The 24,197-nt window shown below is 40.0% G+C and carries 23 protein-coding genes and 1 riboswitch; of the genes, 11 read left to right on the top strand and 12 right to left on the bottom strand.

Going from position 1 to position 24,197, the window contains the following annotated elements; genetic code table 11:
• Positions 1-106: 106 nt before the first annotated feature.
• Positions 107-901, bottom strand: a complete 795-nt coding sequence (locus LPB89_RS07210) for a polysaccharide lyase (RefSeq protein WP_230701093.1) — start codon at positions 899-901, stop codon at positions 107-109.
• A 400-nt stretch (positions 902-1,301) separates the two neighbouring features.
• The gene (locus LPB89_RS07205) at positions 1,302-2,324 is read right to left on the bottom strand and encodes an LLM class flavin-dependent oxidoreductase (RefSeq protein WP_230701092.1); all 1,023 of its coding nucleotides are present in this window, start codon (positions 2,322-2,324) and stop codon (positions 1,302-1,304) included.
• A gap of 212 nt (positions 2,325-2,536) precedes the next feature.
• On the opposite strand from LPB89_RS07205, the gene LPB89_RS07200 reads away from it, so the two are divergent.
• The 3 genes from LPB89_RS07200 (at position 2,537) to LPB89_RS07190 (ending at position 8,192) form a co-directional block, all read left to right on the top strand.
• Positions 2,537-3,532 (top strand): SDR family NAD(P)-dependent oxidoreductase, encoded by a 996-nt coding sequence (locus tag LPB89_RS07200; protein ID WP_230701091.1) that lies wholly within the window; start codon positions 2,537-2,539, stop codon positions 3,530-3,532.
• A gap of 30 nt (positions 3,533-3,562) precedes the next feature.
• The gene (locus tag LPB89_RS07195; RefSeq protein WP_230701090.1) at positions 3,563-4,378 is read left to right on the top strand and encodes a helix-turn-helix domain-containing protein; all 816 of its coding nucleotides are present in this window, start codon (positions 3,563-3,565) and stop codon (positions 4,376-4,378) included.
• A gap of 226 nt (positions 4,379-4,604) precedes the next feature.
• The gene (locus LPB89_RS07190; RefSeq protein WP_230701089.1) at positions 4,605-8,192 is read left to right on the top strand and encodes a T9SS type A sorting domain-containing protein; all 3,588 of its coding nucleotides are present in this window, start codon (positions 4,605-4,607) and stop codon (positions 8,190-8,192) included.
• Between the two features lie 101 nt (positions 8,193-8,293).
• Here LPB89_RS07190 and LPB89_RS07185 read toward each other — a convergent pair whose 3' ends face one another.
• The 7 genes from LPB89_RS07185 to LPB89_RS07155 form a co-directional block, all read right to left on the bottom strand.
• Entirely contained in the window at positions 8,294-8,701 is a 408-nt protein-coding gene (locus tag LPB89_RS07185) for a hypothetical protein (protein ID WP_230701088.1), read from the bottom strand.
• A 151-nt stretch (positions 8,702-8,852) separates the two neighbouring features.
• Complete coding sequence (locus tag LPB89_RS07180) at positions 8,853-9,455, bottom strand: NTP transferase domain-containing protein (protein WP_230701087.1); 603 nt, start codon at positions 9,453-9,455, stop codon at positions 8,853-8,855.
• A 14-nt stretch (positions 9,456-9,469) separates the two neighbouring features.
• A complete protein-coding gene (locus LPB89_RS07175) occupies positions 9,470-10,477 on the bottom strand; it encodes an XdhC family protein (RefSeq protein WP_230701086.1) in 1,008 nt (335 codons plus the stop codon).
• 77 nt (positions 10,478-10,554) lie between these two features.
• Entirely contained in the window at positions 10,555-12,717 is a 2,163-nt protein-coding gene (locus LPB89_RS07170) for a molybdopterin cofactor-binding domain-containing protein (RefSeq protein ID WP_230701085.1), read from the bottom strand.
• Between the two features lie 27 nt (positions 12,718-12,744).
• Positions 12,745-13,359 carry a hypothetical protein gene (locus LPB89_RS07165; protein ID WP_230701084.1) on the bottom strand — a complete coding sequence of 205 codons (615 nt, stop codon included), beginning with the start codon at positions 13,357-13,359 and terminating at the stop codon, positions 12,745-12,747.
• A 23-nt stretch (positions 13,360-13,382) separates the two neighbouring features.
• Positions 13,383-13,850, bottom strand: a complete 468-nt coding sequence (locus LPB89_RS07160) for a (2Fe-2S)-binding protein (protein ID WP_230701083.1) — start codon at positions 13,848-13,850, stop codon at positions 13,383-13,385.
• Positions 13,851-14,003: 153 nt separating this feature from the next.
• Positions 14,004-14,444: a putative quinol monooxygenase gene (locus tag LPB89_RS07155; protein WP_230701082.1), complete on the bottom strand. Its 441-nt coding sequence runs from the start codon at positions 14,442-14,444 to the stop codon at positions 14,004-14,006.
• Between the two features lie 239 nt (positions 14,445-14,683).
• Here LPB89_RS07155 and LPB89_RS07150 point away from each other — a divergent pair, with 239 nt between their 5' ends.
• Together LPB89_RS07150 and LPB89_RS07145 are read left to right on the top strand one after the other, a co-directional pair.
• Entirely contained in the window at positions 14,684-14,860 is a 177-nt protein-coding gene (locus LPB89_RS07150) for a histone H1 (protein ID WP_230701081.1), read from the top strand.
• A 129-nt stretch (positions 14,861-14,989) separates the two neighbouring features.
• On the top strand, positions 14,990-16,381 hold the full coding sequence (locus LPB89_RS07145; RefSeq protein WP_230701080.1) for a T9SS type A sorting domain-containing protein: 1,392 nt from the start codon (positions 14,990-14,992) through the stop codon (positions 16,379-16,381).
• A gap of 295 nt (positions 16,382-16,676) precedes the next feature.
• Here the strand turns inward: LPB89_RS07145 and LPB89_RS07140 are convergent, their stop codons facing one another.
• Positions 16,677-16,907 carry a hypothetical protein gene (locus LPB89_RS07140; RefSeq protein ID WP_230701079.1) on the bottom strand — a complete coding sequence of 77 codons (231 nt, stop codon included), beginning with the start codon at positions 16,905-16,907 and terminating at the stop codon, positions 16,677-16,679.
• Positions 16,908-17,109: 202 nt separating this feature from the next.
• On the opposite strand from LPB89_RS07140, the gene LPB89_RS07135 reads away from it, so the two are divergent.
• The 4 genes from LPB89_RS07135 to LPB89_RS07120 all read left to right on the top strand — a co-directional run bounded on the left by LPB89_RS07135 (position 17,110) and on the right by LPB89_RS07120 (position 18,804).
• Positions 17,110-17,334: a hypothetical protein gene (locus tag LPB89_RS07135; protein WP_230701078.1), complete on the top strand. Its 225-nt coding sequence runs from the start codon at positions 17,110-17,112 to the stop codon at positions 17,332-17,334.
• Between the two features lie 28 nt (positions 17,335-17,362).
• Positions 17,363-17,743, top strand: a complete 381-nt coding sequence (locus tag LPB89_RS07130; RefSeq protein WP_230701077.1) for a hypothetical protein — start codon at positions 17,363-17,365, stop codon at positions 17,741-17,743.
• Between the two features lie 118 nt (positions 17,744-17,861).
• Positions 17,862-18,374, top strand: a complete 513-nt coding sequence (locus tag LPB89_RS07125; RefSeq protein ID WP_230701076.1) for a DUF421 domain-containing protein — start codon at positions 17,862-17,864, stop codon at positions 18,372-18,374.
• Positions 18,375-18,522: 148 nt separating this feature from the next.
• A complete protein-coding gene (locus LPB89_RS07120) occupies positions 18,523-18,804 on the top strand; it encodes a hypothetical protein (RefSeq protein ID WP_230701075.1) in 282 nt (93 codons plus the stop codon).
• Between the two features lie 76 nt (positions 18,805-18,880).
• Here the strand turns inward: LPB89_RS07120 and LPB89_RS07115 are convergent, their stop codons facing one another.
• Entirely contained in the window at positions 18,881-20,356 is a 1,476-nt protein-coding gene (locus LPB89_RS07115) for an aminotransferase class V-fold PLP-dependent enzyme (protein WP_230701074.1), read from the bottom strand.
• A gap of 28 nt (positions 20,357-20,384) precedes the next feature.
• A complete protein-coding gene (locus LPB89_RS07110) occupies positions 20,385-21,368 on the bottom strand; it encodes a TlpA disulfide reductase family protein (RefSeq protein WP_230701073.1) in 984 nt (327 codons plus the stop codon).
• Between the two features lie 285 nt (positions 21,369-21,653).
• Positions 21,654-21,753, bottom strand: a riboswitch (SAM riboswitch).
• A 364-nt stretch (positions 21,754-22,117) separates the two neighbouring features.
• Here LPB89_RS07110 and LPB89_RS07105 point away from each other — a divergent pair.
• Positions 22,118-23,128: an OmpA family protein gene (locus tag LPB89_RS07105; protein WP_230701072.1), complete on the top strand. Its 1,011-nt coding sequence runs from the start codon at positions 22,118-22,120 to the stop codon at positions 23,126-23,128.
• Between the two features lie 152 nt (positions 23,129-23,280).
• Positions 23,281-24,138 carry a family 16 glycosylhydrolase gene (locus tag LPB89_RS07100; protein WP_230701071.1) on the top strand — a complete coding sequence of 286 codons (858 nt, stop codon included), beginning with the start codon at positions 23,281-23,283 and terminating at the stop codon, positions 24,136-24,138.
• Positions 24,139-24,197: the final 59 nt, after the last annotated feature.

Below are 24,197 nucleotides of genomic sequence, written 5' to 3'. Positions count from 1 at the left end.
TAAACTATTCTAATTTAAAAAACGCTAACCTGCCAATTTCAGGTAAAAAAAAAAGCCTGTTAGCTTTGACGCTGACAGGCTTTGTATGCTTGCTGTTTTAAATTAACTATTGCGCATCCCAGGAAGCACTGGCATAATAAATCGAACTTGTTACGGGAGCGGTCCAGTAATTTTGACTGCCGCCACGGAACGTATGAAGACTTACCGCATTTACATTTCGTTTAGAATCGTTAGTCACCCAACGAATGGTTTGATTCAGGATCTCTGTACCATTTACGTAATATTTGACATATCCGTTTGTATTTGACCCGGTATTCAGCTTAACCGATATCTGACAGTTATACGTCACTCCTTCCTGTATATAGTACTTTTTACCAAAATCATTACCATATTGTCCGGGCTGATCTTTATAATAGACATAAGGCTGCAGATAAGCCCCGCTTCCTTTCGCAGTGTTTGATCCGCTTGGGCAATACCACATAAATCTGGCACTACCTCCGTTGCCATCCCATCCCGGGTCGCCGCCGGTATTCTGATCGCCTATAAGTATGCCATAGCCGCATTTACCGCCTCTGCTCCAATAAAATCCGGAGTTAAACTTCATCTGAAACCATACGGTATAAACACCCTCTGACCAGACACCATAAGAGGTACACAAACCTCCGGGACATGTGAGTGTATTGGTCTGTAGTGTGATTGTTCTGGCTCCGGCACCACCACCTGCCAACGCGGCACTGGCTGAGACCTCTTTTTTAGCACTTTGTTGTACGTCGCTGTTAGCGCCCTGCGGCACATCTTTGGCAACGGCTTGCGATGCATTTAAATCTTGTTCCTTTTCACAGGAATTAAACACTAATGCCATAATAAATAACAAACTTGTTACTCTTAAGAATTTTTTCATTTTTAATAAATTAAGGTTAATAAATAATTTTACGGTTAGTAAATAATAGATAGCCATACATTATTTAAGACTGAAAGACAAGGCTTTAAGCAATTAATAATTGACATTGTAAAGTTGCTCAATAAGAATCCATGGAGAGAGTAAAAAAGTACGTTTTTAGGTACAAATAAATACAGCATACCCCATTATGTGTATTTTTAGAGGGTTTAAAAATGATATTATTAAAAAACTTACCAAAAAATTATAGAGTACACAAAGAATTAGAATTCAGATTATTATCTTTTAAATACGATCACAATCCATTAATTTGGCCTGGAAATGAAATGCTGTTATTAGGCATACAAAAAGCCCCTTATTAAAAAAATAAGGGGCTTGCCTGCTTTTGTTTTTTTAAAACTTTTTAACGCCAGCCCAATGCCGGGGCAACATGTTTTAAGATAGACGATAATACATGTACATTATATTCAACGCCTAATGTGTTGGGTATGGTCAGCAGCAGTGTATCGGCTTCCTGAATCGCTTCATCCTGAGCCAGCTCTGCAATGAGTTTATCCGGCTCAGCCGCATAACTCTTTCCGAAGATGGCGCGTTTATCACTTTCAATATTACCAAAACTATCGGAGCCTTTGCCCTGATCACCAAAGTAATACCGGTCCTGATCGTTGACCAGTGCAAAAATCGAACGACTTACGGAAACCCTTGGTTCGCGCTGATGTCCTGCGTTTTTCCAGGCTTCCTTGTATATTCGGATCTGTTCCGCCTGCTGAATGTGAAAAGGTTTGCCATTTTCGTCATACTTCAGGGTTGAACTTTGCAGGTTCATTCCGTTTTCGGCCGCCCAGACGGCAGTTGCATTAGAAGCAGCACCCCACCAGATCCTTTCCCGCAATCCTTCGGAATAGGGTTCCAGACGTAATAAGCCCGGCGGATTGGGAAACATAGGAAATGGATTTGGTTCAGCAAATCCCTCGCCGTCCAGCCTTTTCAAAAATTCAAGTGCTTTTTTGCGTCCCATATCGGCATCGGTTTCACCTTCCGCAGGTTCATAACCAAAAGAACGCCAGCCCTCAATAACCTGTTCCGGCGATCCCCTGCTGATTCCTAATTGTAAGCGTCCCTCTGAAATTAAGTCCGCAGCACCGGCATCTTCCACCATATACAGTGGATTCTCGTACCGCATGTCGATTACTCCGGTGCCAATTTCTATTTTACTGGTCTTGGCACCGATGGCCGAAAGTAAAGGAAAAGGCGATGCCAGCTGTCGTGCAAAATGATGCACCCTGAAATACGCCCCATCCAGACCAATTTCCTCTGCAGCAACCGCCAGATCGATAGACTGAAGCAGTGTATCGCTTGCCGTACGGGCCTTATAAGAAGGATGATTGGCCCAGTGTCCAAAAGATAAAAATCCTATATTCTTCATAGATAGCCTTGTTATTATTTAGTATTCCAAATATACGCATCATTATTGAGTGTATTTACAACATTTTTATAGAAAATCCGGTACGGTTACGACCAACGTCTTTTCTGCAGTCGGACTTTTGAACAAAGTATATTAGGACGTTTAAACAAAGTGGCTGCGCTTTCTATTATATAATTTTGTCCTTATAAAACAATTTAAAATAAAATAAAAAAATGGAACAGAATAATTATCATGGAAAATTGCAGCAGGCAACAGGTTCGGGATTTGATGCTAAATCAACAGCAGCTGAGGTTATAAACGGAATTGATCTTACAGGAAAAATTGCCATTGTAACGGGCGGAAATACGGGCATTGGCCTCGAAACCGTTAAAACACTTACAGGAGCAGGTGCAACGGTTATTGTACCCGCCAGAGATGTAGAAAAAGCAAAAAGAAATCTGGGCGGGATTACAAATGTAATAATTGAAAAAATGGATTTAATGAACCCCGATTCTATTGATGCTTTTGCCGAAAAGTTTTTACATTCCGGAAGACCGGTGCATTTACTCATTAACAATGCAGGGATTATGTGGGTGCCGTTACGCAGGGATAATCGCGGTTATGAATCGCAGCTGGCAACCAATTACCTCGCGCTGTTTCAGCTCACGGCAAGATTATGGACGGCCTTAAAAAAAGCAGCTGGCGCCAGAATAGTAAATGTATCTTCCGGCGGCCATCAATTTTCAGATTTCGATTTTGAAGACCCTAATTTCCTAAATAGGGAGTATGAAACTTTGGTCGGATACGGGCAGTCAAAAACAGCTGTTAATCTTTTTTCAATGGAATTAGACATCCGTGCAAAAGCCCATAAGGTACGAAGCTATTCCTTATGTCCGGGTGCTGTCGGGGACACAGAATTAGGAAGGGAAGCACCGATTGATTTGCTTCAGAAACTGGGTTACAGTGATGCTGAAGGAAATATATTGCCGGAAGTTGCGGCGGCATTAAAAACCATTCCGCAAGGCGCAGCCACAACAGTCTGGGCAGCTACCAGTAAACTGCTCAATGCTATTGGCGGAGTTTATTGTGAAAATGCAGATGTAGCATCCTTAAATTCAAATACAGGAATTATTGGTGGTATTAAGCCGTATTCACTAGATGAAACGAATGCGAAAAAATTATGGAAATTAAGTGAAGACATGACAGGAGTAACCTTTGATTTTAGTTAATAGTTGTATCTTTAGGCCACACAAGCAATCATGGATTATCAGGTAAATTACATAAACGCGGAGATTAAACTTTCCAATTACACGGGCAGGTTATTTAAAACGGAAGCAGCATTTGAGGATCATTTGCTGGTGTGGTTAATTTCGGGTGAAACGAAAATTATCCAGGCCGATGAAAGTTTTGTATTTGGTGCAGGCAGTACTTTTTTAATTCCCAGAAATCAGCTGGCAACGATCATCAATATCCCAAAAGACGGATTGCCGCATAAGGCCGTGGCCATGCATCTTTCGACTAAAAGACTCAGGGGGTTTTATGATCAGGAAAATACAAAGCAAAAAGCCGTCACACCAAAAATTTTTAGTTTCCACAAGCATCCTTTGCTGGAAAGCTGCCTGGCATCGCTGATTCCCTATTTTGAAATGCCGGAGAATTTTCCCGAGAATATCGCTTCATTAAAAATCAATGAAGCGATTTCAATTCTCAGGACTGTCGATACAGCTGTCGACACCGTATTAGCCAACTTTGAAGAACCCGACAAGATTGATTTAATGACTTTTATGGAGAAGAACTTTATGTTTAATATGCCCCTGGAAAAGTTTGGGTATTTAACAGGCCGGAGTCTGACCACTTTTAAGCGCGATTTTCATAAGATTTTCAACAGTACACCCCAACGCTGGCTGACCAAAAAAAGATTAGAACTGGCACATTACCAGCTTATCGAAAAAAATAAAAAACCGGTTGACATTTATTACGAGACCGGCTTTGAGAATTTGTCACATTTTTCCTTTGCCTTTAAAAAACAGTTTGGTTATGCACCAACTGAATTGCAACGAATAAAAACAAACTGATAAAAGCCTGTCCCCTATCCTGTCTGTGAAACCTGGCGCTGTTCTTTATTGTTTTTAACGTGTGCCGTACCGATTAAGGGCCACAGATTATACTGTAATAAGAGGTTCGGAATCAAAATTATACAAGCTCCTGCCGTGTTTTAAAATAAAAAGTACATTTTACATTTAAGCAAAAAAACAACTAAGTATTCTTATTAAAACTTTCTATATTTACAAAAAATTTAATATGAAAAAACTTTACTTTTCTTTTTTATTCTTTGTATTTATTCTCGTTGGCCTGGCACAGAATCCTTCTGACCGGGACCCTACTTTTAATGCTTATAATCTGCCTTTGGGAAACTATTTCATTGATAGTAATGTTTATAAAACGATGACTCAGCCGGATGGTAAAATGCTGGTCATCAAAACGGCGGCCAATAACTATAAAGAACTGATACGTCTTACTAAAAATTCCCTGGATTCCGATTTTAGGACCGGAACAGGTTTTAATTCTTCTGTAACAGACATTGAGATTCAGCCCGATGGCAAAATACTCGTGGTTGGTGATTTTTCCACTTACAATCAGACAGCAGTAAAGCGTGTTGTAAGGTTAAATTCAGACGGAAGCAGCGATAAAAGCTTTATTTTAGGCAGCGGTATCACCTTTACAGGAAATTACATTACTGCCCAATATGCTCTTGAACTGCAGCCGGACGGTAAAATTCTGATAACCGGTGATTCTGCCACCAGTAAGGGAGTCGTGCGCTTAAATCCGGATGGAAGCGTTGACACGAGCTTTACTTGCGGCGTGATTTTTAACGCTTATTCCTCGAAAATTGCCCTGCAGCCTGATGGTAAAATTATAGTCACCGGAACTGTAACGGAACAGAATGTTAAAACTCCAAAAATAGTACGGTTAAATCAAAACGGAACGCTTGATGCCTATATTACGCCCGGCACGGGCACAATCGAATCGCTGCACGGCTTCGCCTCACAGCCTGATGGTAAAATTCTGTTTGCAGCGACGCTTACGAGTGGAAATTCAACGCTGCATCAACTCATCCGGCTCAATAGTGATTTGAGCGTTGATGCAAGTTTTAAAACAGACGATTTTAGTTATCTGGAAGAAATGGGAGTGGCAAAAATCCTCGTTCAGCCTGATGGCAAAATTGTTTTATGCGGTACTTTTTTCTATCCAAAATTAAAGAAGCGACGCATCACCAGGCTTAATGCTGACGGATCGCAGGATGAAACTTTTAAAATTGGGGATGCCGCAGATTTTCAGATCAGAAATACGGAATTACTGCCAGATGGAAAAATTGTATTGGCCGGGGATTTCAAGCAATTCAATTACATCACGGCCAGGAGTATTATGATACTGAATGCGGACGGAACGATAGACAACAGCTTCCACAATCATTTAGAAGGAATTGATGCCCTTGCAAGGACTGCTGTAGTCTTAAGTGATGATAAAATTTTATTGGGAGGAGATTTCCTGAGCTATAACGGCATTACGAATACCGGACTTATCAGGCTGAATAAAGACGGAAGCCAGGACGAATCCTTAACGTTTGGCGGACTACGCTCCTTTAACAATATTGGTATCGCTTTGGGCATATCAACTGTTGCTTCACAACCTGATGGAAAAATACTTGTGGGCGGAAATTTCACTTCCTTTAACTGGATTTCTACGGAAAAAATTGTCCGCTTAAACTATGACGGTACCAGGGATAATTCCTTTGCTATTGGCTCAGGATTTAACTACGAAGTAAAAAAAATTGTGGTACAGCCTGACGGTAAAATTCTCGCTGCGGGCGATTTTACCACCTATAAGGGGAATTCCCAATATGGACTGGTACGATTAAACAGTGACGGATCTGCTGACCCTGATTTTAAAGTTAACTATACCGACATGCAGGAAGGGCAAATGCCTTACAACAACGATATAAAGGTACTGCCCGATGGCAAAATTTTACTATCGTCAACCTCCTTTAAAACAAAAAAAGGACTTGTCCGACTGAACAGCAATGGCTCAGAAGATACTTCATTTGTTTTAGATCCAAATGTAAAAATCGGTGGTTATGATCAAATTCTCACACAAATTGACGGCAAAATTATATGTCAGGGAACCTACAACACAAAGAGTGGAATTTTCAGGCTTACTGCTAATGGAAGTATTGACAATTCTTTTAATTATGTGGTGCCTGCTGATGTCTATTGCTCTTTTGTTGGAATTCAGTCCGACGATAAAATATTAGTTACCACTACCAAAACCAAAAACATAAAGGATACCAATATAATCCGGTTAAATTCAGACGGCAGCACAGACCCTACATTCGGCACTGCCACTATAGACGTTCCATACGGTTACGAACGTGGTAAAGTTTTACCCCAGTCAGACGGTAAACTGATCTATTACGGTTTTGGGACCAGTTATAACAGCGTACCGGCAGGCGGAATCATACGTTTACTGGGACAGGATTTTAAATTTGTAAAAGGCACGAACCGATTAGATGCTGACCATAACGGCTGTGATATTAACGATATCTCTTTTGCACATTTGAAAATGAAGATCTCATCCGGTACAAATACAACAAGTTTTGTTGGCAACAGTACCGGAAATTATTTATTTTCACTCCCGAAAGGCACCCATACCGTAACTCCGGTGTTCCAAAACCCTTCGTATTTTACTGTTGATCCGTCAAGTTTTAATGTAGATTTCCCTGCACAGGCCAGCCCGTTTGAAGGCAATTTCTGCATTACACCCAATGGAGTTCACTCTGACCTGGAAATTACTATTTTACCTTTAGTTCCTGCCAGACCCGGTTTTGATGCAAAATATAAAATTGTGTACACCAACAAAGGCAATCAAAAACTTTCCGGCACAGTATCCCTTACATTTATGGATGCAGTTCTGGATGTTACGGAAAATACCCCTGCCCCTTCCAGTCAGTCGGAAAATGATTTAAAATGGGATTTTGCGGCTTTGAACCCCCAGGAAACCAAAGAAATTTCGGTTACTTTTAATATAAATTCACCCGTGGAAAACCCGCCTGTCAACGGTGGTACCTTATTAAAATACGTTGCTGCAATTAGTTCGGCAGGCAATGATGAAACTCCGGAAGATAATAAATCTGTACTCGACCAGGTGGTTGTAAATTCATTTGATCCAAATGACAAAACCTGTGTCGAGGGAGCTGAAATTTCCCAAACCAAAGTAGGTGATTATGTGCACTATGTGATTCGTTTTGAGAATACAGGTACTTACGCTGCCCAGAATGTTACGGTGAAAGACATTATTGATACTGCAAAATACGACATCAACACTCTTATTCCGCTAAGTGGCAGCCATTTATTCGCTACAGAAATAACAGAAGGCAATAAAGTTGCTTTTAAATTTGAAAACATCAATCTTCCTTTTGATGATGCCCACAATGATGGTTATCTCGCTTTTAAAATAAAGACCAAATCCTCTCTTGTTGCCGGAGATACCTTTGGCGGATCGGCCAATATCTTTTTTGACTATAACAGTGCTATCACAACAAACACACCGTTAACAACAATCTCAAAATCATTAGGATTGCATGATTTTAAGTTCGAAAGTCATTTCATTTTATACCCAAATCCGGCAGAGACTATACTACACATAGATGCCAAAGATTCAGTTGAATTGTCTTCGATACAAATTTACAATACGATTAGCCAGCTAATTATGGTTATTCCAAACGCAAAAAACATAAAAAACATTGACGTTTCCAGTTTAAGTAGAGGAAATTACTTTCTGAAAATTATCTCAAACCTCGGGACGTCCAATGCAAAATTTATAAAAAAGTGATTTTAAAATTTTAGAACCAAAAATCCCCTTTCGTAATGAAAGGGGATTTTTTTTTATGCCTTTTTGCACTAATCCGTGTATGTTCCCAAAAAGATTAAATTTTATTTTTTAGCTTTTTTTTCCTTTGAAGCCTTCGCTTTAGGGCCTAGTTTAGTGGTATCTTCTTTACTTTGTGATGAAATATCATAAGCCGAACCATCTTTTGCACTGGGTCCCGGGCCGGTTCCCGTACCTGCTGTACTGGTACCCGGAGCGGCAGGTGTGCCCGGGGCTGAAATGCTTCCCGCACCCGTAACGCCTTCCGCTTCAGTTCCGGTCGCACCCGTTGAATTGGTACCGGCAGTATTGGCTCCTTTATTTACCTTGGTGGTGTCTGTTGCAACTGTATCTTCAGGAGTTTGTCTGGTGTCAATTTCATCACTATAGCCGTCTTTATTATTTTTGCAGGAAAGTAAAAAGCCTGTTATCAATACCAACAGGACCATTTTTAATTTGAATATCGTTTTCATAATCGTATTTTTATTGTTCGCTACTTCAAATTTAAAATTATGAACTGCTAAAATTTTATATAATTTCTGTTATATTTTATAAACCCTTTACTACAATTTATAACGGCTGTCTTTTTAATTTTCGATGCAGACTTCAAAAAAAGTACAAATCCTATCTCTCTTTATTAAGCTGACGTAATTTTACATAGGTGTCAAAAGTATCAATGTCGGCTGTCTCATTCCGGGTCACAACCTCCATGACGTGCTCTTTGTGGCTGGCAATAACTTTTTTAGCGCCTTCATCGTTGGATAAAACCAGTAGCTCCGGAAAAAATTTTCGTGGAAATAAAACGGGCACTCCTCTATATTCCTTGTTTCTGGTCAGAACAATGGATTCCTGTTCCCTAAAATGAAGTTGTATGATGTTGTCCAGGTGTGTACTTTCAATAAAAGGCTGATCTGCCAGGAGAAACAGTACTGCCTTGATATCAGCGTGTTTTTCGTTTATCTCTCCTGTTGCAAAAGCTATAGAACTGCCCAGTCCTTGTTGCCAGTTTTCATTAATAAGCACCGTCATGCCTGACAAATCCACTTTCGCTGTAATTTGGTCGCTGTGTGCCCCAAGGACTAAAAAGAGTTTAAATGCACCAGTTGAAAGAATATTTTTTATGGCATGGCCCAGTAAAGTCGAATCGTTCCAGGGCAATAATTGTTTGGGCTGTCCCATTCTTTTGGAACTTCCGGCGGCTAGCAGCACTAAAGCAACTTGATTCATTGGATTCCGTTAATTTAAGAATGAATAGCCCCTTTTTTGTACTTTAAGGACACAGGTTCCTGACTGCGTGTTACTGAAAGTATTTCGGCAATAATACTAACGGCTATTTCCTGAGGAGTTTCGGCACCTATATTAATACCTGCCGGACCATACACGACATCCAATAAACTCTCGTTATAAGAATCGGTATATTCCAGAAACTCATTCAGCAGTTGGTTTCTTCTCTTAACTGGTCCAAGAAGTCCCAGATAAGCGGGTTGTGTATTTTTTAAGGCAAGAAGGAACTTTAGGTCTGTAACATAGCTGTGTGTCATTAAAATAACGGCCGTTTGGGAATCAACAGGCAGCGAGCCGATTTCTTCGGGCAGTAAATGCCTGATTCGTGCTGCTCCCGGAAAATTGGCTTTTGTCCTGAAATCGTTAACCGGTGCAACCACCGTCACCTCCCAGCCGGTCAACGATGCAAAATTACACAGCTGAACAGCATCATGCTCAGAACCTACAATAATTAACTGAAAACGAGGCTTCAGTAATTGTGTAAAAGAAGAAAAAGTTTTAGTTATCGAAGCTTTGCAAAAACTAAAATCCTGTGTTTCAAAATGGAAAACCGAACCCAGACCCGGCTGTGGCCCTGCTGTTTTGGTATAAAAAGATTCTATTTCTAAAGACTGTCTGTGCTCTAAAGCCGCTTCTAAGGCATCCCAAAGCGCAGTATCAGGTGAAAAAGGTTCGAGAAGTATATAAATGACGCCTTCACATCCCAGACGGTACCTTCCGTCGTAAATCATGATCTTTGCCTGATTATCTGATAATACAGATTTGGACTCTTTAAGGATTTCCTTTTCAACACAGCCGCCACTTACGGCTCCGGCCATCGTATCATTTTCAAATAACAGCATGCGCACGCCGGGCCGCCTGTACGAAGAGCCCTCGATAGCCACCACGGTTGCCATGACGCTTTTAATGCCTTTGGATTGGTGTAACAGGTAGGCTTCTTTCAACTTCAACAATTCGTGCATCATATTTTTAACTAATTTTCTGAAATCACTTCCCCTCCGAAAAATAAACGAAAGTGATGTTTAGTGCTTTTAATTTATAATTAAACGGCTCCAAGCGTAAAGGGCAAAGTCCGTATTCGTTTTCCTGTCAAATCGAAAATAGCATTGGTCAGAGCAGGTGCAAAAGGCGGAAGTCCGGGTTCGCCTACCCCGCCGGCATCTTCTTCGTTGTCTATTATAAATACTTCGATGGGAGGAATTTCGTTGATACGCGGTAACGGATAATCATAAAAATTATGCTGTTCTGCTACATTGTCTTTAAAGGTGATCTGGTGTGTCGTTGCGGCGCCCAGTCCCATTATTATGGATCCTTCGACCTGAGCTTCGATAATATCAGGGTTTACATACCAGCCACAGTCCATAACCGCCCAGACTTTATCAATCCTGACGCCACCGTTTGGATTTTTGGAGACCTTTACCACCTGGCCAACGGTGGAATTGAAACATTCCGTTATGGCAACACCATATCCTTCATTTTTTAAACGTTTTTTCCAGCCGGACACCTCTTCCATTTTATCGATTACTTTTTGGCAACGCTCTTCCTGCAGATGATCGCGACGGAAATCTAACGGATCTTTACCCGCTTCGTGTGCCATTTCATCAATAAAACTTTCGTAGGCAAATCCGTTGGTAGAAGCATAAACCGATCGCCAGAAACTTGTGGGAATTGAGGTTTCAAAAAGTACATCGGCAATACTAAGGTTTTTAATACTCTTATAATACGGTTTTAAAAATCCTTCACTGGTACTTCCGTTGGCTTTCGTTTTTGATCCTCCGCGCCAGTGGTCGTTATTTTGCCCGGCCATTCTGAATTTCAGGGCTTCAATTTTTCCGTCTGCAATTGTTCCTTCACAACGATACGAAATTCCGGGACGAAACGGGCCTAAAGTAGCATCATCTTCCCTGGTCCAGATGACCTGAACCGGACCGCCAATTTCTTTTGAAATGAACACCGCCTCGTGCGGATAATCCATCATCGCTTTTCTTCCGAAACCACCGCCCAGAAAAGTCATGTTTACGATTACTTTCTCTTTAGCAATGCCAAATTGTTTGCTGACGTAATCCTGAATCCATCCCGGGGCTTGTATAGGACCCCAAATTTCGATAGAATCCCCTTTATGATGGGCAATACAGTTAACAGGTTCCATAGCCACATGTGACTGATAGGGAGTCTGATACACCACATCTACTTTTTTGGCTGTTCCGGATAATATTTCATTCGGATTGCCTTGTGTTTTAAGAAGCATTCCTTCCTGGGTACGCAATACATTTTGCTGCGTTTCAAATATCTCCGGGCTGCTCCAGTGTTTAAAACCGCTGGTATCCCATTCTATTTTTAGTTCTTTTCGCCCCTGAAGTGCCGCCCAGGTCGAATCGGCTACGACGGCAATACCTTCACGCATGTATTCGTAGTAACCCATTTTTACTTTAAAAACACGCTTTACCCCCGGAACTTTTAAAGCGCCGCTGGCGTCAAAGCTTTTTACTTTTCCCAAAAAGCGGGGATCCCGTTCTACGGAAGCAAATAACATTCCGGGAATTCTTTTATCGAGTCCGAAAATTAATGCCCCGTTTGTTTTAAGCGGTGTATCAATTCGTTTCAGTGGTTTTCGAATGAGTTTGTATTCGGATATTTTCTTTAGTTTTGGTTCTTTAGGAGCCGGCAGTTTTGAGGCTGCTGCTGCAAGTGCTCCATAATGCAATGTTTTTCCGGAGGGTTTATGAATAACATGTCCCGATTCGGCATAACAATCTGTTATTGGAACATTCCACTGTGCGGCCGCAGCTGCAATTAGCATTTCTCTGGCAGTGGCACTTAATTTCAGGAGATTTTTATAGGAAGACCGGATTGTCGAGCTTCCTCCGGTTACCTGTCCGCCATATTTTTTTTCGTTTCCGATGGCAAAAATGACATTGATGTCTTTCATATCCACTTCCAGTTCTTCGGCTACAATTTGAGGTACCGACTGATAAGATCCCTGGCCCATCTCTGCCCTGTGGTTCACTATGGTTACTTTCCCTGACGGATTGATAATAATCCACGGACATAATTCGATTTCTGATTCGCTCAGTTCAGAAGGCCTTACAAGCGCCGGCACTCCGTCTGCAGGGAAATAAAAGCCAAGACAAAGTGCAGCACCTCCCAAACCGGTTAGTTTTAGAAAATTTCTTCTTGTAGTATCTATGTTGTTATTTTTAGTCATCACTTGGGTATTAAAAGGTAAGAAAAACTATTTTGCAGGAGCATAAGCACCAGTTTGCAGCCAGGTAATCCAGGCTTTTTTAAACTGGGCATGCGTTAAAGGCGGAACGGTCCTGCCCTTTCCGGGATTCCATCCTGCTTTTACCAGTCCGTCATCGGCATGGGCTATGAGTTTCTGCAGGTCTTTATGTCCGTTAAGTTCCGGATTTATCAGTTGTCTGGCCAGTTCGTGAGCTGTTTTTCCTTCAAATACCATTTTCATATCGGCAGGCGGCAGATGCCATTCGGGATTTCCGGGTGGTGTGTGAAGTCCCGGACTGTTGGCGGGCTGGTGGCAATTCGCACATTTCATGGCATAAATACCTTTTCCGTCTTTTCCGCGCTTGGGCTGCATCGTGTGAATCACGCTATTATCACCCTGAAGCGGAATATCGCCTTTGGGGTGACAATTAACACAACGCGGACTCATGAGTACTTTATAAACCTGTTTAAAAGCGGCAACAGACGCTGCACTGTCTTTTTTTACAGGGGTAAAGGTCAGATATTCTTTCCCTGCTGCCCGGTGCAGCGAAACGGTAAATGCCAGTCCAATAGTAGAGACTAGTAGTATGGCTATCACTATAATTTTTGTTTTTGTCGGCATAAGCTTTGTTTTCTTTTTCGGGATCAGATTTTACTTTTCTCCTGCAATTGTGAAGCAAGTTGTATGGCTTTGCGAATTCGCGGATAGGTGCCGCATCTGCAAATATTTCCTGCCATGGCATCGTCTATGTCCTGATCTGTAGGATTTGGATTTTCGCGAAGAAGCACAGCTGCCGACATGATTTGTCCGGAATGACAATAGCCGCACTGTGGTACATCAATTTCCTGCCAGGCTTTTTGGGCCGGATGGTCATTATTTTCAGATAGTCCTTCTATCGTAACTATATTTTTGCCTTCGGCACGGCTCATTTTTGTGACGCACGAACGCACGGCTTCCCCATCAAGATGTACCACACAGGCACCGCACTGGGCAACACCACAGCCAAATTTAGTTCCGGTAAGTCCTAATGTGTCCCTTATGGCCCATAACAAAGGCATTTCGGGGCTTACATCGAGTTTTTCCGTTTTGCCGTTTACAGTTAATTGTATCATAGTAAAGTGAGATTTTAAAGTTGACAATTATTTCTGGCGTAATTATTTTTTTAAGATGTAATTTACAAAAAAATCATAATACACTGAAAATTAAATACATCTATTACATATTTAACAAATGCATTATACTTATTGCATTAGATTCAAGTGCTGTTACTCCTCCATTTTCCTGAACAACATTTTCATTGATTCAGGATCAATGGCGTTCATATCAACCAGCTTCAATGCCTTCACCATCTTAAGAGTAGTGGTTTTATATTTTTGAAAATGAGGCGTTTTTAAATGTAATTGATAGGAATCTTTATCCTGATACATTTCTATTATCCTTATTTGGGTGGAATCGTTTTTTTGAGACATCGGAAAGATAGCCAGAACTCCCGGTTCTAACTTTACGGAAGCCGAAGATTCTTCTTTTAGGATTGCTTTATATTGCGATACATATTCGGGATAAATTTCAATTTCGGAGAGGCGAACCATAATCTCTTTTTTTTGACCCAAAATAGTGCCGGAAGTAAAGAGCATAGTCGTAATCAGGATAATACCTGCCACACTGAAAGAGGATCTTTTTGTTTGAAGTTTTACTATAGTTTTCATCTGTTTTTTTTTATAGGTATTGCTATTTTTACTTATGATTTAAAAGTATAAAACACTGTACTACAAGTTAGGATTTTTTTTACTTTGAAAGGAGACGTAATGCTGATTATTTTATCATTTCCAGAGCATCATTTACCTTATTTTTTAGAACTGTAAAAAAAATAAAAGAATTTACATTTAGAGTATTAGTATTTATCATTTTAACTTCTACTTTTGTGCGGTAATTTAAAAAAACAAATATGAAAGATTTAGTAGCGAAGATTAACGCTGAAATTGAAGTTTTTAAAACAGAATCTGAAGCATTATCAGAAAAAGGAGTTAAAGCTGCAGGAGCCAGAGCTCGTAAATCATCTTTGGAAATTGAAAAACTTTTAAAAGAGTTTAGAAAAGTTTCTATCGAAGAATCTAAAAAGTAATCCACTTTACTTGAAGTCCTTCAGATTTTCTGAAGGACTTTTTTATTTAATTATCTTACTGCAACAACTTTTATTATTAGTGGCCTGCTTTTAACTTTATAGTCTTCTACAACCGGAAACATTCTATTTATGCAAAAAAAATTACTCTTTAAAATCATAACTTTTAGTCTCATAGGGCTGGCATATTGTTCGGCTTCTGCACAATGTTTTCAGGGAATAAGTGCAGGATATAATCATAATATTGTTGTAATGACCAACAATACGATCTGGACATGGGGAAACAATACTTCCGGCAATTTAGGCGATGACACCAAAATAGCTAAAAAGTTACCGGTGCAGGTGGGCAATGATGCTAATTGGAGCAGTATTACCTGTGGATGGTATAATACACTTGCCATAAAAACAGATGGTACACTTTGGGGCTGGGGTGAAAATTACCTGGGCCAATTGGGAGACGGAACAAATATTTCTAAAAGTACCCCTACTCAGGTTACAACGGCCACCAACTGGTCTAAAGTTAGTACCTGTTACAGATTTACATTAGCATTAAAAACAGACGGGACGCTTTGGGCCTGGGGACATAATTATGAAGGACAATTGGGAAATGGGTCCCGTGATGATGAAAAGGTACCCACCCGCATAGGCTCAGCTAATGACTGGCTTAAAATTAGTGCCGGTTATGAGTCTTCTTTTGCCATAAAAACAGATGGGACACTCTGGGCCTGGGGAAATAATTCGTATGGCCAATTGGGAGATAAAACCAATACATTCAAAAAGACACCAACAAAAATAGGCCTGGATACCGACTGGAATGTGGTTGAAGCGGGTAACTATCATACCCTTGCCATAAAAACCAATGGAACGTTATGGACCTGGGGATCGAACGAATACGGGCAACTGGGTAATGGAACCAGTACACTCGGAACTAACAGGCCTACGCAGGTAGGTACGGGGACGAACTGGAGTAAAATTAGCGGCGGCTGGTCACATACTCTTGGCATAAAAGCAGACGGCACACTTTGGGCCTGGGGGCGAAATACAAAAGGTGAGCTAGGAGACGGAACAAACAGCGACAGAAACTTTCCGGTTCAGATTGGTACCGCAAGTGACTGGACTGAAATTAATGCAGGTACTTATTATAGTATGGCCAGAAAAAGTGATGGTACACTGTGGGCATGGGGACTGAATACCAGTGGACAATTGGGTGACGGAACTCTTGTAAATAAAAATACACCAACAGCAGTCAATTGTCCTGCGACACTATCGGTTCCGACCTATACCAGTAAAAACGACAGCACTATTCGAATATATCCAAATCCTACCCATGATTATGTAACGGTTGATTCGGAGCATACTATTTTACAAATTATAGTATCGGAATCTAATGGTAAACAGATTAAAACAGAATCAGAAAACAATACTAAGGCTACACTTAAACTGGAAGGCCTTCCTGCGGGAGTTTATTTCGTAAAAATCATCACAGAATTTGGTTCCGATACACAGAAAATCATAAAAGATTAATTTTATTACAGATCTGTAAAAATAAAATTACCGCTTTCGCCGAAGTATCGCAAAAACAGTAATGATTCATTCTTTTTAAAACAATGAATCATTACTTGTATCTAAAAAATAGTCATTTATTAGTTGTTTAGCCTTTACTGCTCTTATTTGCTTCAGAGCATACTCTTTCGTATTCTGCTTAACGAAGATTGCGTAATTCCTAAGTAGGAAGCGATCTAGGAAAGCGGAATTCTGTTGGCCTGAGCCTGATAAGCAGCTAAAAATTTCTGGTACCGTTCCCTGGTACCTTCTGTCATCATTGGACTGATCTGTTGACTTTATCTGCTAATCCTTTCGACATAATCTTGGCGATAATTTTGTCCCACTCAATTATAGTCGCCGACAATTCTTTCATGGCACTTTTAGACAATACCAGATATTTACAATCGGTGACTGCCTGAACATCCTCCGTTGATGGAATTTCCTGATTGTAACTATTTATGTCAGCCAGAAAATTATTTTCATCCACAATTCCCCTAAAAACCAAAATCTTTCTGTCACTAACCTGGATTATTGCTTTTATAATGAATCCAAATATTTGGAAATAACCGAATATAATGAACCATTCTATCTTAAAGCTATGAGGCAGTGCATGTTAATTTGATAACAAATCCTACTTTTCCTGTAAGTCGAAATCTGTATCCATGCTCTAATTTTAGGATATTAAAAAAACTAAAAAATATACAGTCATGGAAAATGTAAATAATTACACTAGCGAAGAACTTCAAAAATGCCCTTATCATGCACAAATGGCAAGTCAGGCAGTCAACAATACCCCTGATGAACAGCCGAACACGGGTGACTGGGAAGACGAACGTGATGAAGACGGCACAGATCCGAATCGTTATGAAGAAGAAGGAAACAATAATTCAGGCGGCGCCGGAAGTACCGGAAGCGCAGCAACTAACAGTTAGAATTTTTAACTACTTAAATAGAAATACTATGATCACAGATAACAACAGAAATTATGATTCGAACGAACCTAATTTCAACGAGAACAACCAAAGCTATGTAGATCAATATCAACAAGAGCAGCTTGGCGATGAAGAGACACCACAAGAACAATTTTTAGATGGTACTGAAGATACAGCCAGTGGCGACTATCTCGACAATGAATTTTCCAATGCACTCGAAAGAGACGATCAGGAAGATACGGAAGAGGACTTCGATGATAGCGATCTGGAAGAAGATGATTTCGAAGAAGATGATTTGGAAGAGGATGATCTTGACGAGGATGATTTGGACGACGATCTTGTAGAAGATTATGATGAAAACGACCGTGAACCGGAAACTTTTACGGATGACAGTCTCAAAATAGACTAAGCAGTTTCAAGGCAGTATAATTGAATACTATAACGAAAACCTCAGTAGTGACAATTACCGGGGTTTTCATTTTTAGGACTTCGGTAATCTTTCTGCTGCGCAATTTAATGAGAAGAATATGGAAGAACTATTTTTTAAAGACTGGAAAAGCATCGGGCATGTTGTCCTTGCGACCGTCATTGCCTTTATTACGTTATTTTTTTTCGTCAGGATTTCCGGCAAACGTACGCTGGCCAAACTTAACGCTTTTGACTTTGTGGTAACCGTCGCTTTGGGATCGACGCTGTCGTATATGATGCTGGCCATTGTACCTCTTATAGAAGGCGCCATTGTACTGTTCCTGATTATTATATTGCAATACATTTTTGCGAAAACGGCCCGTTCATCCCGTAAAATGGAAAAGCTTATCAATGCGATGCCAAGCCTTATTTTCTATGACGGAAAGTTTATAGAAAAGACCATGGCAAAGGAAGCCATAACCAAAGGGGAAGTATTTTCAACAATAAGAAACTCGGGAATCGACCAGATTGAGGACGTTAAAGCCGTTGTTATGGAACTGAACGGACAAATTACAGTAGTAAAGAAATCAAATGGAAACGGAGTTAGTTCGTTAGATGACATTAAATCGTAAACAATATACTTACATGCTATTCTGATGAAAATTAAACAATGATTTGCAAAAATTATATAAAATCACCCAATGTATAAACTGTACCTTTAAAAGTGCCTAATGGAAAGGTCAGGCAACCGAAAAAGCTATTAATTTAATACTGATATATATGAAATCCCAAAATTACTTATACACATTTGATGAATCCGCAGGCGATCTTACCTCTTATGAAGAGCAGCTGCTCCTGCATTATGATGATTACCTGGAGGGCGGTGCATCTTCATTAACAGCCAGTAACCATTACAACTTAGAGCTTGGAGAACTGGAAGAGGATCTTGAGGATGATTTCGAATCGGAGTATGATGAAAATGACTGGGAAGAAGAGGATTCGGAAGATGACAGGAAAGAAGAAAGTGACGAAGAGCCCGGAACTTTTATAATGATGAGCTAAAATTGAGATAACAATATAAGTAAACCTGACACTTTTAAAAAACTGTCAGGTTTACTGTTTTTAGGGCGTTTATGTTTTATTCTAACGTAAACCATGTCTTTACTTCATCGGCTATAGTTTCTTTGATTTCAGTATTTTCGAATTCATTGGTGGCCGGATTGTACTGATACGCTTTCTGCCACTCTTTATAGTTCAAAGCCACCTGTTCGATTGCATTGCAGACAAATGATAACTCCTCATTGGTCATAATCGGATGCAGTGACAAACGCACCCAGCCCGGCTTATTGGTTTGGTTTCGCTGCAACAGCTCGTTGGTAATTTCTGCCGATTTTTTCTCGTTGATATTAAAAAGATAATGCGCATATGTACTGGCACAGGACCAGCCGCCGCGAACCTGGATTCCGAACCGGTCATTTAAAAGCCGTACGATTAAGTTATAGTGAATATCTTCGATTACAAAAGAAACACATCCAATTCGTTCCGTTTTCAGATCCCCCAAAACAGACAGCCCTTTTATTTTCTGAAGTCTGGAAAAACAAAGATCCAGCAGTTCTTTTTCCCTGTTTTTAATGTTTTCCACTCCCATTTTATCTTTTAATTCTAATGCCAGAGCAGCCCGGATCACCTGAAGAAAACCCGGAGTTCCGCCGTCTTCCCGTACTTCTATGACATCGCTGTAACAATATTTTCCTAAAGGGTTTGTCCACTTGACATTTCCTCCTCCCGGATTATCGGGAAAATCGGATTTGTATAAGTTCTCATTAAAAACTAAAACACCACAGGTTCCGGGGCCGCCTAAAAATTTATGCGGAGAAAAGAAAATAGCATCCAGTTGCTGTTCAGGATCTTTGGGATGCATATCGATTTTAACATAGGGTGCCGAAGCAGCAAAATCAACAAAACAAAGTCCGCCATGCTGGTGCATAATCCTGGCTAGTTCGTGATACGGCGTAATAATTCCCGTCACATTCGAACAAGCCGTAAACGAACCTATTTTTAAACTTCTTCCCGCGTATTTTTTAATTGCTGCGGAAAGAATTTCAGGATCAACCAGATTATTTTCACCCGCAGGTAAAATGACAACTTCAGCATTGGTTTCATACCAGGGAACCTGATTGGAATGGTGCTCCATATGTGTGATGAAAACAACAGGTTTGTCTTCCTCATCGTTGGTGCGCAGCAACCCCATTATTCTTTGCAGTTTTGATAAGGCTGCCGTCATTCCGGTTCCCGTGGTCACCAGAACATCAGTTTCATTGGCATTAACCGACTTTTTAATAATTTCCCTCGCGTACTGATAGGCATACGTTGAAGCTTTTCCGGTCTGGCTGGAAAACGAATGCGTATTGGCAATCATCGGACCAATTTTAGTTAGCATAATATCCTCAATCGGAGCGTATAATCTTCCGCTGGCCACCCAATCTGCATACAGCAGGTTTTGTTTTCCATAAACGGATTTAAAACGATGGTCTACTCCTATTGTATTTGCTCTAAACTTAGAGAAATAACACTCTAATTCAATTGGTTTTTCTGTTGGCTCAATAACATTCATTTCCTTTATCATTTAAATTAATCAAATTTTATTTGTTCAAAAGCGATTTAAGCGTAGTCTGTAATTCTTCCCCGTGAAGGTTTTTTGCTACGATAATTCCTTTTGAGTCGACTAAATAATTCCCGGGAATGGCTCTTACACCATATAATTTGGCCACCGCACTGTTCCAGAACAATAAATCGGAAACGTGCAGCCAGCTTAAATTATCCTCCTGAATTCCTTTAATCCAGTTTTCTTTCTTTTTATCTAAAGAAACGCCTACGATATTAAAGCCTTTGTCGTGAAATTCCCGGTAAGCTGCCACTACATTTGGATTTTCTCTTCGGCAGGGTCCGCACCAGGAAGCCCAGAAATCTACTAAAGTATAGCCTTTCAGGTTTTCAGAAAGACGAACGGCTTTGCCCTGCGGATCATTAGCTGTAAAATCGGGCGCTTTTTTTCCAACCGCCAGTCCGTCTAAAACCGTAACCAGTTCTTTGAGCTCTTTCACATAAGTGGTGTTCTGCAGGCTTTTATCCAGTAAAGCAATGTTTCCGGTGATTTGTTCCGGCGTTAACCTGTACGACCAGTTTCGGTATAAAACATAAGCCGAAACGATAGATTTAGGGTTTTCTGTAATGAATTTACTGATTTCGGGATCTTTTGCTTTTCGATACGCATCAAATAAATTCTGGCTTTCAGAACCTTCTACTACAGACGCACTATAATATTTCTTTGTACTTAATTTGACGTTAATTGGGGATTTTTCAAGGAAAATATATAAGGGCGATTCTTCTGTATTGACACTTAAACCATATAATTCCGGTATTTTGACTTTTGTTTTAAAACTAAAATTTCCGTCTTTGACCTTTGCAGAATCTATTGTGGTAAACATTTTATTGTGAAACTTTTGCAAATAAACATAGGACACCACTGTATCGGCAACAGTTCCTTTTAATTTTAAATTACTTTCCTGTGCCTGAGTTTGTGCTACTCCAAGCAATAAGGCAAAACCTGCCAGTATTTTTTTCATTTTATTTTGATGGTTAAGTGAAACGCTGAATACGATTTTTTTCATTTTAGTTTACTACGGAAAAAAAAATTCCCGCAGGCCGCATGTAAAAAGGCCCTTAGCAAATGGTGTTAAAAATTAAGAAAGGAATTAATTAATGCTTTCGCATTCGGAAACCGGAAAGACTATTTTCTTCGAAAAGTGAATTCAAAAGCTCATGACCGGTGTTTAAAAAACAGGAGTTGGTTTTCATTTTAAATAATAAATAATTTTACAATGATGACCTTATTCAGATTGAAGCAATCTTTCTTATCTGTCCGCCACAGCGGAAGGATTTAGCACCTTATTTGGCAACAGGTTGCTAAGACATCATCGGGCCTATTCCCTCCGTCTTTCTGGATAAGTCATGCAGAATTTTTTTCTGCTGTTGCAAATATATACAAATTCTATAAACTTAGTAGAGTTAATATAAAATATTTTTATTTTTTTTGTAAAACCAAAGCCCCGAAGATCATCAAAAGTTGATAATCACTTAAACGACAATAATTTAAAAACAGATCAACTCCGGTAATAATTTCATAAAAAAAAGTGCAACGGAATGAAGACTTACCTGTAAAAAACAATAAAGCTTCTGATAAATAGTTTTATATTAGCTATACTAAAAATGAACTTATTTAAAATCAGCATGGAACAGTATAACTGAATCTCTTTTGACATAAAATGAGAAATTGGTACTACTTTATTCTGAAAATCTAAACTATAACTTAAAGATGAAAAAAACAGTCCTTGTCGCCCTATTAGCAATCACTTTATTCTCCTGTAAAAAAGAAGAAAAAATTGAAAACACGGAACAAAAAACGCAAGCCCCTTCAATACCAGCCACAGGTAACGAAGCATCGTCAACGGAAATAAACTGGGATGAGGTGCCCGACTTACAAAATATTGGCAATTTCCCTTTTATTACTGCTCCTGCCGGATTAAGGATAGCCCATGCGAAAGAGGGGCTTTCTGAGTTTTTTGAGTATGAAACAATGCAAAACTTTATTGGAAATAACATCTATACTACCGAGGGTAAATTGGGAATTTTAGCTTTTGAAGGTGCGGAAGGTAAAGATTTCAATCAAAAACTTTTTGATAAAAGTGTTTACGACTACCTTGACAAAATAGGTGCGAAAAAAATATACCAGGGTGATTTTCCGGAGGATGAAAATCAAAGAGCAAAACTGGAAAAAAATATGTGGACCGGAAAAAAGGGTACCAGTGGCCTTCTAAGAGAAAGTGATGCTCCGTTTGCTGTTTACGCTTTCAAAAACGGCGGTAAAAAATATATGGTCAACGTTCAGTCCAACTCGGCACAAGGAAATGTTTTTATCATGGAACTCAAAGATTTTGAACAAACGATCAAAAAATATTCGGCCGAACAAATGAAAAGTGACATTGACAAAACAGGTAAAGCTATTCTGCATATCAATTTTGCTACGGACAAGGCTACTTTACAGCCGGATGGAGAAAAAATCACAGACGAAATTTTTGCCTTGCTTACTGCTAATCCAAATCTTAAATTATCAATAGAAGGCCATACGGACAACACCGGCACCGCTGTTAAAAACCAAAAACTCTCCATTGACAGGGCCAATACCGTCATGTATGCTTTGGCAGCGAAAGGAATTGATATCAAACGTTTAAAAGCCGCCGGATTTGGTTCTGAAAAGCCTTTGAAAGAAAATAATACGGAAGAAAATAAAGCCGAAAACCGCAGAGTAGAACTGGTTAAAATCTAATCTGAAAAAATAAACCTGAAAAATAACAAAAGCCTTTTCATCGCGAAAAAGGCTTTTTTTATTATGCCTGAAAGCCCATAACAATAACGTAATGAAATAATACCGGTGCTATCCCGTTACATCTTTATTCCTCCTAATCTAAAATTTTAAAAATGTACCAAACCACTTTACTCGCTCTGGTGTTTCTAACAGCCCTGATATCCTGCAACAAAGACGATAACTCCGGTGCAGCGGATCCCAAAAGCGCAACACCGGATAGTTCCATTGAAGCACCTGCAGGATATAAACTCGTCTGGTCGGATGAGTTTGATGTCGACGGACTGCCCAATCCTGCAAAATGGACCTATGATACGGAAGCCAATAAAACAGGCTGGTACAACAATGAAAAACAATATTATTCGAGGGCCAGACTTGAAAATTCCAAGGTTGAAAATGGAAAATTAATCATCACGGCCCGCAAAGAAAAACTAAGTACGGAGGCCGATTACGGTGGACAGTCCTATACCTCTGCAAGGCTGATTACTTTGGGTAAAGCCGACTGGACGTATGGTTTTATGGAAGTACACGCCAAGCTTCCATGCGGTGTTGGTACCTGGCCGGCCATATGGATGCTGGGATCTAATGATGACCCCTACCCGCTTAATGGCGAGATCGACATTATGGAGCAGGTTGGTATGAATCCGACGAAAATTTATGGCACGATTCACAACCAGTCTACTGCCGGTACCTTTGGAAACGGCGGAGAAACTACCCTAAACGATGCCTGTTCCGTATTTCACAACTACCAGTTAACGTGGACTCCCGAAAAACTGGTGATCGCTGTTGATGGCGTAACTTTTCACACTTACGTGAATGATGGAAAAGGAAAAAATTCATGGCCGTACAACAATCCGCAGTACTTTTTGCTGAACCTGGCTATTGGCGGTGACATGGCCGGACCTACTATAGATGATACTATATTTCCGGCTAAATTTGAAGTGGAATATGTTCGTGTGTTTCAGAAGAAATAGTTTCTGTTACCCTAATTCGAAACTGCAAAAGCATGTTTTTATTTCGAATTAAATATAAA

This window comes from Flavobacterium sp. ENC (genome assembly GCF_020991415.1).
In the GTDB taxonomy this organism is placed as follows: Bacteria; Bacteroidota; Bacteroidia; order Flavobacteriales; family Flavobacteriaceae; genus Flavobacterium.
This window is presented reverse-complemented; position numbering and strand designations above follow the sequence as displayed.